Genomic DNA, 9,984 nt, shown 5'->3' with positions numbered 1-9,984 from the left:
AGGCGGAGGCGGAGGCGGAGGAGCTCGGCCGCGTCGTCCACCGCCACGAGCACCACGCGGCCGAGCTCCTCCGCCTCCGCCTCCGCCTCCGCCTCCGCCTCCGCCTCCGCTTCTGCTTCCGGCCAGGGCACCACGCACACCACGCAGACGGGCACCGCGAAGAAGTCCGGGGTGAGCTGCACCAATCAGATCGACTACGCGGGTGACCCGCGGTCGAACGCGGAGATCAACTCCATCGGCGAGCAGACGGGTCACTGCCCCGCCCCGGAGAAGGGCGGCAAGCCCTCCGGCACCCCGAAGAAGCCCGGCGTCAGCTGCACCAACCAGATCGACTACGCCGGCGACCCCCGCTCCAACGCCGAGATCAACTCCATCGGCGAGGACACCGGCTACTGCCCGCCGGTCCAGCACTGAATTCCCCGGTCCCGATCAGAAGCGGAACCGCCGCGAACACGACCGCCGCCCGGCAGGGGCGGCGGTCGTCGGCGTTTCCGGGCGGCCGAAGGCTCGGTCGAACCAGGGGCGTTGGCGCACGCCAAGCGGTGTATGGCCGGATCTCGCGTCAACTCCGCGTGACCGTATCGCCGGTTCAGGTGCTTGCGGCAGCTTCTGCGCTTATCCGGTGTTCCGGAAGAAAATAATCAACTCAACGACGCCATCGAACTGGAGCAATACATGCGCCGTACCCGTATCGCCCCGCTCGCCGCGGCCAGTGCACTGCCCGCGGCAAGCGCCTCCACCGGCACCGCCCATGCGGCGGACGAGGGCGACATCGCGGTGCTCAGGACGGAACCGAAGCGGCCCGGCAGCGGCGGCACCTTCACCTGAGTCACGGCCGTCCGCCTTCGCCACACCCGCTTCCACACCTTGGAGAACCTGCACAGATGGCCGTCGAACTCGTCGTCATGGGGCTGGGGCACGTCGGGCTGCCGCTCTCCCGAGCCGCGGTCTCGGCCGGCCTGGCGACCGCGGGATACGACGTGTCCCGCCCGGTGGTGCACGGCCTCACCGACGGCCGCTCACACGTCGGCGGGGTCGATGACGCCGACGTCGCGGCCATGCTCCGCGCGGGCTTCCACGCCACGGACGACCCCGCGGTCCTGGACGGCGCGCAGATCGTCGTGATCTGCGTACCCACCGGACTCACCGACAAGGGCCTGCCCGACCTGTCCGCGGTCGAGGACGCGGCCGCGGTCGTCGCCGCCCATCTGCACCCCGGCATGCTCGTCGTCCTGGAGTCCACCAGCTACCCGGGCACCACCGAGGACGTCGTACGCCCCCTGCTGGAGCGCGGCAGCGGACTGCGGGCCGGCGAGGACTTCCACCTCGCGTACTCCCCGCAGCGCATCGACCCCGGCAACCCGACCTGGGACGTCCGCAACACCCCGAAGATCGTGAGCGGTCGCACCGCGCTGTGCGCCAAACACGCCGTGGCGTTCTACTCCCGGTTCGTGGACCAGCTCGTCGTCGCCCGCGGCACCCGCGAGGCGGAGATGGCCAAGCTCCTGGAGAACACCTACCGCTACGTCAACATCGCCCTGGTCGACGAGGTCGCCCTGTTCTGCCATGAGACGGGCATCGACATCTGGGACGTCCTGCACTGCGCGGCGTCCAAACCGTTCGGCTTCGCGCCGTTCAGCCCCGGCCCCGGCGTCGGCGGCCACTGCATCCCCGTCGACCCCCGCTATCTCGCCGCCCGCGCGGAGTCCCAGGGCTTCGCCTTCCGCACCCTCGCCGCCGCCCAGGACGTACTGAGCCGCATGCCGGACCATGTCGTCGAACGCGCGCTGACCATCCTCACCAAGACCGCGGGACGTCCCGAGGGGGCGAGAGCCCTGCTGCTCGGCGTCACCTACAAACCCGATGTGGCGGACATCCGCGAGACACCGGCACGCCAGGTGGCCGCGGGACTGCTCGCCGCCGGCGTCGAGGTGTCGTACCACGACCCCTACGTCCCCGAGTTCACCGTCGGCGGCACACCGCTGCCCCGCACCGAGAAGTTGCGGGACGCCCTGGACCGGACCGACGTGGCCATCCTGCTCCAGGACCACGCCTGCTACGCGAGAGAGACGCTGGGCCAGGCCCGCTGCGCCCTGCTGGACACCCGCGGCAAGGCCGTGGGCAGCAGAGTCACCCTTCTCTGACCTCTCACCCCCCGCCGGCTCCGTCCGGCGCACCCCTCCGGCCGGTCCCGCACCGGCCCCCAGAGCCCGCGCACGGCATCGCCGTGCGTGGATGCGGCCCTGCCCAGGCGCCGCAGTTCAGCACCGCCGTAACACCATCACCATCAAGGAGAAACCCATGAGCACCGCTGCCGCCAACGAGCGTCTGGTCAAGCGTTTCGAGAAGTGGGACACCGACGGCAACGGGGTCCTCGACGCCGCCGACTTCCAGAGCGAGGCCCGACGTATCGCCCAGAACCTGGGCAAGGACGCCGACGCGCCCGAGGTGCAGGAACTCCAGGCCGCCTTCACGGGTCTGTACGAGTACCTCGCCGACAAGGCCGGTGTCGAGGCGGGCGGCGCCATCAGCCGCCAGCAGTTCCTCGACGCCACCGGGGACATGCTGTTCAAGGAGGGCGAGGCCAGCTTCAACCGCGCCCTGTCGCCCATCGTGAAGGCCCTCATCCGCCTGTGCGACGAGGACCACGACGGCCAGATCGACGCCCGCGAGTTCCAGGCGTGGCTGTCCGGCGTCGGCGTGCCGCTGTCCGAGGCCGGTCTGGCGTTCCAGAAGGTCGACAAGAACAGCGACGGACGGCTGTCCGAGGACGAACTCCTGGAGGTCGTCCGCGACTTCCACTTCGGCCGGCTCGAGGTCGAACTGCTCGGCTGACCCGCCGCACCGCCTCCGGTGACACGGGGTGGCGCCGCCGGGCTCAGCGGCCGGCGCCACCGCGTGCGCGACGACACCGGTGAGGAGGCGGAGACCGGACCCGTACGGGTCCGGCCACGCAAGGGCCCCTGCACCCGACTCCGGGTACAGGGGCCCATCCGCGCGGTCAGGAAACCTGCGAGGCGCCACCGCCCTGCGTGAAGGTGACGGTCTGCTCGGGCAGCAGCTCCAGGTCACGGCCGCTGACCGAACGCTCGGCATGGATCAGGATGTTGTAGTGGTTCGGCAGATGACAGGCGTCGAAACCGAGCACCCTGCCGACCACCGTGTCCCCGACACACACCAGGTCACCCCGGTCGATCACCCCACCGCACCCCAGTTCCACGAAGCCGAGGAAGCCCACCCGGTCGATCCGGGCGCCGGGATACGGCTCCCACTGGTCGGTGCTGACCAGCTCGTGCACCTCACCGCGCCGTACACAGCGCGCCGCGTGCTCCTCCACCCGCATGCCCCGGTCCGTGCGCCGGTGCACCAGCACCTTCACCAGGGTGCCGCGCACCACCCGCTTCGGGCCGTCCTCCGCGGGGTTCACCGGCTCGCCCCGTACGCGGCGGGCTGGGCACAGTCGTAGGCCGCCTCGACCAACTCCAGCGCGTGCAGCCCGCCGTGTGCCCCCGGACCGGCGGTGCGATGCCCTGCCACGAGCTCCGCGAACTCGCCGAGAATCGCCTCGTACTCGTGCCAGAGCGACCCCTTGAAGGCTGTGTGCCCGGCCAGCATGTCGGCGCCCAGCACCTCCCCGTCGGCCAACTCCACCTCGACGTCCTTGAGTTCACCCGGGTACGACCAGTCCAGCTCGACCGCTGCCGTCGCCCCGGTACGGCCACGCAGCCGGACCACCGCCCGGCGGTCGACGCCATGACCGTCGCGTTCGAGCGCGCACCCGGTGACGGTGAGGTCGCCGAGCAGCAGCCGTACCACGTCGAAGGCGTTGGGACCGTTGTCCGCCAGACAGCCCCCGCCGCAGCGCTCGGGGTCCAAGTACCAGTCCTCGCCGCCGAGATGCTCCTCGATGCGCTCCAGGTACCGCAACCGGACCGAACGGACCTCCCGGCCCGCGATCCGGTCCGCCAGTTCGCGGACGGCCGTGTTGTAGCGGCGGTGGAACGCCGTCATCAGCGGGACCTCACGGCCGCGCGCCAGCTCCACCAGCAGGCGCCCCTCGGCCGCGGTCAGGGCCAGCGGCTTCTCCACGCACACCGGGACACCGGCGCCCAACGCGTCTTGGCACACGGGCAGATGGACATCATTGGGGACGGCCACCACCAGGGCGTCCGGCCGGGCCTCGGCCAGCAGCACCCGATGGTCGGCGAAACGCGCCGCAGGACCGGTGAAGCCTTCCAGGGTCTCCGCGCGGGCGTCGCACACGGCGGTCAGCTGCCACGCGGGGAGCCGGTCGGCGGCGGCCAGATAGTAGGGGGAGATGGCGCCGAGTCCGATGACCCCGAGGCGCAGCGGCCGGTTCATCGGTGGCCCCCGAGCAGGCCGAGCTCGGTCAGCTCCTCGTACAGATGCGGGGGCAGCGGGATGCCCTCGCGCCGTCGTTCGGCCGCGAGTTCCGCCTCCCACCAGCCCGGATAGCGCACCGGTTCGCCGTCGCGCACCGGCGGGCAGTCGGTGAGCGCGCCGAACAGCGACCGGGTCGTGGCCGCGATGTCCGCGTCGGGGCGCAGCACCTGCGGGGCGATGGCGAGGAGGAAGAAGCCGATGTCGTCGTCGCTGCCGTGCGGCCGGCCGTCCCCCTCCAGCGCCGCGGGCGCGGGCCCCACGGCCGCGCCGGAGACCACGGCGGCCAGCAGCTCCACGGCGATGCCGAGCCCGAAGCCCTTGTGGACGCCGGTCCGCGCGCTGCCGCCGAGCCAGCGCAGGAACGCCTCGCCGCGGTCGAAGGCGGCCGGGTCGGTCACCGGCGCGCCCGCCGCGTCCTCCAGCCAGCCCGCGGGCACCGGCTCGCCGCGCCGGGCGGCGACCCGTACCTTGCCGGTGGGCGCGACCGTGGTGCTCATGTCCAGCAGGAACGGATGCCCGTCCAGGGCGGGCGCGGCGACGCTGAGCGGATTGGTGCCGAGCATCGCGACCGCGCCGCCCGGGGGCCGGGCGATGCGCTGGCCACCGCAGTTGCTCGCGACGAGACCGATCATCCCGGCGTGCGCGGCGCGCGCCGCGTGGAAACCGGCGCACCCGAAATGGGTCGCGCCACGCACCGACACCAGGCCGATGCCGTGCCGGGAGGCCCGCGCCACGGCGTCGTCCATGGCCTCGGCCGCCGCCCACAGGCCGAGCGCCCGGCGGGCGTCCACGACCGCGCAGGCACCCAGGTCCGTGACGGTCTCCGGTTCGGCACGCGGATCGCAGCGGCCGGCGGCGAGCAACGGCAGATAGAGGCGGCCGAGGTTGAACACACCGTGGGAGTCGAGCCCGGTCAGATCGCCGTGGCAGAGCGCGTCCGCGGCGAGCCGGGCCCGCGCGTCCGGGATGCCATGGCCGGCGAACAGGGCGGTGAGCGCGGTGTGCAGCTCGCCGTGGTCGACCAGGACAGGGGTGCGCTCGGCCGCCGCTCGGTGGGCGGGGGGTGCCGTCATCCGGATTCCTTAGGAGATGGGGGTCGGTTCTTGTACGGGTCGGTTCTTGTACAGGTCGGTTCTGTTCGGAGCGGGTCACCGCGGTCCGGCCGTCGGGCGTCCGGCTCGCGCCACCGCCGGACGCGCTCCGTCCGCGAAGGACGTGACGAGCCGCCGGACCACCGAGGCGAAGTCCTCCAGGTCGGCGAGGTCCACGAACTCGCCGGGCGCGTGCGCGCGGTTGGCGGCGAGGTCGCCGGGACCCAGCACCACGGTGAACGCGTCCGCGAGGCCCGCCGCCCAGACGGCGTCGCAGGTGAAGCCGGGATCGTCGGCCGGGGGCCGGGCGCCCGCCCGGGTCAGGAGCGCCTCGGCCCAGGGGTCGCGGTTGTCCAGCGCGGGCAGCCCGTGTTTGTCCCAGCCGAGCCGGGTGACACGGGCCGCGTCCCGCGCGGTACGGGCGAACTCCCGCCCCGCGGCGAACAGTTCGGCGAAGCGGTCCAGGCCCTCGGCGAGCTGCCGGGTGACCGCGGTCTTCAGCCGGTCGCCGTCGGCGGTGGTGCGGTACGACAGGTTCAGGAGCAGCGTGCCCGTGCCGTGGACGCGGTTGTGGGTGCGGCCGGTGTGCAGCCCGGCCACGCACACCCGGGCACCGGGCACGGCCCCGTCCAGGCGGGCGGCGAGATGCTGGGCGAGGAAGCCGAGCAGCACGGTCGCGTTGTGCCCGGCGTCCGGGTGGTCGTCCACCGCGTCCTCGCCCGCCACGGTGATCCGCGCGGTCATGGCGGCCGTCGCCCGGGGCAGCGCGCGCAGCCCGGTCGGCTCGCAGAACACATTGAGCCGCCCATGGTGCCCGGCCTCCATCAGCGGCCGTGTCCCGTAGGTGCCCAGGGCGCCGCCCTCCTCCCCGGCGACGGCCTGGACCACAACGGTGACGTCCCGCCCGACCGCGGGATGCGCGGCGGCGGCCGCCAGCCCGGCGAGCAGGGCGACCGCGGGCCCCTTGGCGTCGACCGCGCCCCGCCCGGTGAACCGGGTGCCGTCGTGGTCCGGCGGGGTGTGACCGGCGACGGTGTCCAGGTGCACGTTGAACATCACCGTGTCCGCGCGGGCGCGTTCGGGCCCCAGGCGCAGCAGCAGACTGGGCTGAGCGGCGAGGAAGCGCGGGTCCCGGGCGGCGGCGCGCACCGTGGCCGGCACGCCGGGCCGGTCCAGGCAGTCGGGGGGCGGCGCGGCGAGCCGTACCGTACGGAACCCGGCCTCGGCGGCGGCCGCCGCGTACCGCTCCAGGAGCTCCGGCAGCCGGGACGGCGGATCGGCCGGGCCGGTCTCCAGCGGGTTGACGCTCGGCAGGCGCAGCAGGTCGAGGAGCAGTTCGCGGTACCGGCCGGTGAACAGTGCGCTCACTCCGCGCCGTCCGCGAGGTCCTTCAGCAGCGCGAGCAGCGCCTGCCCGGCCCGTACGAAGAGATCGGCGGCGTCCGCACCGGCCCGGGTCAGCCCCTCGTGGGGCCGTACGGCGAGATGCGGTTCGAGGGAGAGCGCCCCGCGATAGCCGTGGGCGGCCAGGATCCGCAGGCACTCGGCCACCCCGGCGGTGCCCTCGCCGGGCAGTGTGTAGGCGGTGGAGCCGTCCGGCAGGCGCACGGCATCCTTGATGTGCACATGTTCCACGTAGGGCGCGAGGTCGCGCAGCATGGCCGGGGCGTCGTACCCGTGGGGGACGCCGTTGCCGATGTCGAACAGCAGACGCAGGGCCAGGCTGTCGACGGCGCGTAGCAGCCGCAGCGCCCGGTCGGCCCGGTCTCCGGCCCAGCCCGCGCAGTTCTCGTGCACCAGCACCAGGCCCGCGCGCGCGGCACGGTCCGCGAGGACGGCGGTGCGGGTCAGCGCGCGGTCGGCCCATTCCCGCTCCGGCAGGCCGTCGTTGGGGTACGACATGATCCGCACCAGCCGGCAGCCGAGGGCGGCGCACCGCTCGGCCAGCACATCGAGTTCGGCGAGGTCCGGGCCGATGTCGCCGGTGACCGGACGCGACCAGTTCCCGATCCGCGAGGCCACGGCGACCACGGTGAACCCGTCGTCCGCGAGGCGCCGGGCGAGCGCCTCGAACGCGGTGGGGGAGAGGTCGGCGAGCGCGGTGCCGTCGACATTGCGCAGCTCGATGGAGTTCCAGCCCAGCCGTCTTAGCGCGGCCAGTTGACCGTCCGTATCGGGCGCGGCCTCGTCCCCGATGCCGGTCAGCGGTCCGAAGCCGGGGGTGCCGAAGTGCTCCAGAGGCATGTCAGCGGCTCCCGGCACAGGCCTGCGGAACTCCGGCTGCCGGTACCGGAGTTGGAGCTACGGCGGTAGGGGCAACGGCAGTCGACGGCACGGTCTCCGGCCGCGGCACGACGGCACAGCGCTCGCGCGCCACGCACAGCAGCCGTGCCGTCGCGCACGCGAGCGCGAAGTTCACGGCACCGGCCGTCCCCGCGGCGAAGCCCCGGTAGGCGCCCTCCAGGAAGTCGGTCAGGGCGTCGTCGCGGAAGACATGGTGGTCGGCCTCCGAGTCCGGGCCGTGGACGATGAGCTGGGCATGGTCGTCGTCCTCGCTCAGCGGGAAGTGCGCCGTGGCGGTGCCGCCCTCGAACGCGCAGACCACACTGCGCTGCCGGACCGCCGCACCGAGATCGGAGCGCAGCAGGGTCGTCACTCCCGACGGGTGTTCCAGCTCGACGTGGGCACCACCGAGACCGGGCAGCACCCGGTCCTCGCAGCGCAGGTCCCAGCAGCGCGCCGCCCGGAGTTCGGCCGGACCGGCCAGGTCCAGGGCGAGCGCCAGGGAGTGGGGGATTTCCACGTCCAGCGCGCTCGGATGCCCGTCGGTGGTGAGCGAGCGCAGGAAGCGGGGCTTGTGCTGGTCCACGGTGATACGGCGCAGGGGACCGAGCGGCTCGTCGCGGACCAGTCGGCGCAGTCGGCCGGTGAGCCGGGAGCCGGTCCAGTGCGAGACGACCACGATGTCCAGGTCGGCCCGCTCGCGCAGCCGTACCAGGACGTCGAGTTCGCCCGCCGACGCGGCCAGGGGTTTCTCCACGATCAGCCGGCGCACCCCGTGTTGGGCGAGCCGCGCGATCACGTCGTACCGCAGCCGGGGCGGGGTGCACACATGGGCCACCGTCGTGTCGGGGTCGATCCGGGCCAGAGCCTCGTCCAGCGTGCCGACGGCCGTGAGTTCCCCGGGCGCGCCCGCGCTCCCCCGTGCCTCGGCGCGCGGATCGCAGCCGACCACGGGCAGGGCGAGGAGCGGATCACCCGTGGCCGCGGTGCGCCGGGCCAGCCGGGCGAGGGTCTTCAGATGCAGTCCGGAACCGGAGCGGCCGAGCCCGACCACGAGGGGCTTCAGCACAAGGCCTCCTGGGAGAGAGGGAACGAGAGGCGAACGCCTTGCGTGGGACGCCCGGTTCGTCGAACGTCGCGCACAACTGCGGCCGCCGCGCACAACTGCGGCGCGCCGCCCGACTATTGCCGTCCGGCGAGGAAAGGGTCAAGCGAACCGGAACGCCGTTACCCACAAAGTGTGAAGATGATCCTTTCCTTTCTCCGTCTGCGGGAAGATCCGACTAGCGTGGCCGTTCCGCAGAAACGACGGGACGGGTGAGAGTTTGCCTTCCAGTGGACAGCTTCGGGCGCCGGCCGGGGGCGCGACACCGACTCCTCCGGGGACGGCCGAATCGATTCCCTTCTTCTCCCAGGCCGCCACTTTCGAACAATTGTGGCCGTCCGTCGAAAAGGCGTTGGACGACGTTTTCGACAGCGGCAAATTCAGCCATGGAAAACAGGTCGGGCAACTCGAGACGGCACTCGCGCACTACACCGGCGCCCGCCATGTGATCGGCGTCAACAGCGGTACCGACGCGCTGGTGCTGCTGCTGCGCGCCTGCGGACTGCGGCCCGGTGACGGGGTCCTGGTACCGGCGTACTCGTTCTTCGCCACCGCCTCGGCCGTCGTACTCGCGGGCGGGCGCCCGCAGTTCGTGGACATCGACCCGGTCACGTACGCGATGGACCCCGAGGCGCTCGACGCCGCCGTCACCCCCCGCAGCCGGTTCGTGATGCCGGTGCATCTGTTCCACACCATGGCCGACATGGCGGCCGTCGACGCCGTGGCCCGGCGGCACGGCCTCACCGTCGTCGAGGACAGCGCCGAGGCGATCGGCATGCGGCGGCGAGGGGTTCACGCGGGCCTGCACGGCCGGGGCGGCGTCCTGTCGTTCTTCCCCTCGAAGACGCTCGGCGCGATCGGCGACGCCGGAGCCGTCCTCACCGACGACCCGCAGCTCGCGGACACCGTCGCGGCCCTGCGCCACCACGGCAGGGGCGGCCGTACGCTCAACGACTTCCCGGCCATCTCCACCGAGAGCGCGCTGCCGGGCACGAACAGCAAGATGGACGACATCCAGGCGGCGGTCCTGCTCGCCAAACTGCCCCTCCTGGAGGAGCACATCGCGCGCCGCGCCGAACTGGCCGCCGCCTACACCGCCCGG

Annotated in this window: 12 protein-coding genes; 5 read left to right on the top strand and 7 right to left on the bottom strand. The window is 72.9% G+C overall.

What is annotated here, in order from left to right; genetic code table 11:
* Positions 1-182: hypothetical protein (locus tag CCN72_RS39770; RefSeq protein ID WP_208638114.1), on the bottom strand; the 182-nt coding region annotated here is incomplete at its 3' end.
* On the opposite strand from CCN72_RS39770, the gene CCN72_RS27540 reads away from it, so the two are divergent.
* The 4 genes from CCN72_RS27540 (at position 172) to CCN72_RS27530 (ending at position 2,835) form a co-directional block, all read left to right on the top strand.
* Positions 172-414: a hypothetical protein gene (locus CCN72_RS27540; protein WP_208638113.1), complete on the top strand. Its 243-nt coding sequence runs from the start codon at positions 172-174 to the stop codon at positions 412-414. The genes CCN72_RS39770 and CCN72_RS27540 overlap by 11 nt on opposite strands.
* A 183-nt stretch (positions 415-597) precedes the next feature.
* Positions 598-828, top strand: a complete 231-nt coding sequence (locus CCN72_RS38705; protein WP_136103773.1) for a hypothetical protein — start codon at positions 598-600, stop codon at positions 826-828.
* A 56-nt stretch (positions 829-884) separates the two neighbouring features.
* A complete protein-coding gene (locus CCN72_RS27535; RefSeq protein ID WP_086810520.1) occupies positions 885-2,144 on the top strand; it encodes a nucleotide sugar dehydrogenase in 1,260 nt (419 codons plus the stop codon).
* A 157-nt stretch (positions 2,145-2,301) separates the two neighbouring features.
* The gene (locus tag CCN72_RS27530) at positions 2,302-2,835 is read left to right on the top strand and encodes an EF-hand domain-containing protein (RefSeq protein ID WP_086810518.1); all 534 of its coding nucleotides are present in this window, start codon (positions 2,302-2,304) and stop codon (positions 2,833-2,835) included.
* A 166-nt stretch (positions 2,836-3,001) separates the two neighbouring features.
* Here CCN72_RS27530 and CCN72_RS27525 read toward each other — a convergent pair whose 3' ends face one another.
* The 6 genes from CCN72_RS27525 to CCN72_RS27500 form a co-directional block, all read right to left on the bottom strand.
* Positions 3,002-3,427: a DUF6917 domain-containing protein gene (locus CCN72_RS27525; RefSeq protein WP_086810516.1), complete on the bottom strand. Its 426-nt coding sequence runs from the start codon at positions 3,425-3,427 to the stop codon at positions 3,002-3,004.
* Entirely contained in the window at positions 3,424-4,362 is a 939-nt protein-coding gene (locus CCN72_RS27520) for a Gfo/Idh/MocA family protein (protein WP_086810514.1), read from the bottom strand. Before CCN72_RS27520 ends, CCN72_RS27525 begins: the two co-directional genes overlap by 4 nt.
* Positions 4,359-5,477 (bottom strand): Ldh family oxidoreductase, encoded by a 1,119-nt coding sequence (locus CCN72_RS27515; protein ID WP_086810512.1) that lies wholly within the window; start codon positions 5,475-5,477, stop codon positions 4,359-4,361. The genes CCN72_RS27520 and CCN72_RS27515 overlap by 4 nt, the downstream gene beginning before the upstream one ends.
* Before the next feature lie 75 nt (positions 5,478-5,552).
* The gene (locus CCN72_RS27510; RefSeq protein WP_086810524.1) at positions 5,553-6,863 is read right to left on the bottom strand and encodes a M20/M25/M40 family metallo-hydrolase; all 1,311 of its coding nucleotides are present in this window, start codon (positions 6,861-6,863) and stop codon (positions 5,553-5,555) included.
* The gene (locus CCN72_RS27505; RefSeq protein ID WP_107430165.1) at positions 6,860-7,738 is read right to left on the bottom strand and encodes a sugar phosphate isomerase/epimerase family protein; all 879 of its coding nucleotides are present in this window, start codon (positions 7,736-7,738) and stop codon (positions 6,860-6,862) included. Before CCN72_RS27505 ends, CCN72_RS27510 begins: the two co-directional genes overlap by 4 nt.
* 1 nt (position 7,739) lies before the next feature.
* Positions 7,740-8,846 (bottom strand): Gfo/Idh/MocA family protein, encoded by a 1,107-nt coding sequence (locus tag CCN72_RS27500; RefSeq protein ID WP_143664216.1) that lies wholly within the window; start codon positions 8,844-8,846, stop codon positions 7,740-7,742.
* Between the two features lie 388 nt (positions 8,847-9,234).
* Between CCN72_RS27500 and CCN72_RS27495 the strand changes: the two genes are divergently transcribed.
* The coding region (locus CCN72_RS27495) for a DegT/DnrJ/EryC1/StrS family aminotransferase (protein ID WP_244174491.1) at positions 9,235-9,984 on the top strand (750 nt) is incomplete at its 3' end.

It is taken from the genome of Streptomyces murinus, from assembly GCF_002154555.1.
GTDB classification, from domain to species: Bacteria; Actinomycetota; Actinomycetes; order Streptomycetales; family Streptomycetaceae; genus Streptomyces; species Streptomyces murinus.
Note: the sequence above shows the minus strand (reverse complement) of the source record. Positions and strands in the feature narration are given on the sequence as shown.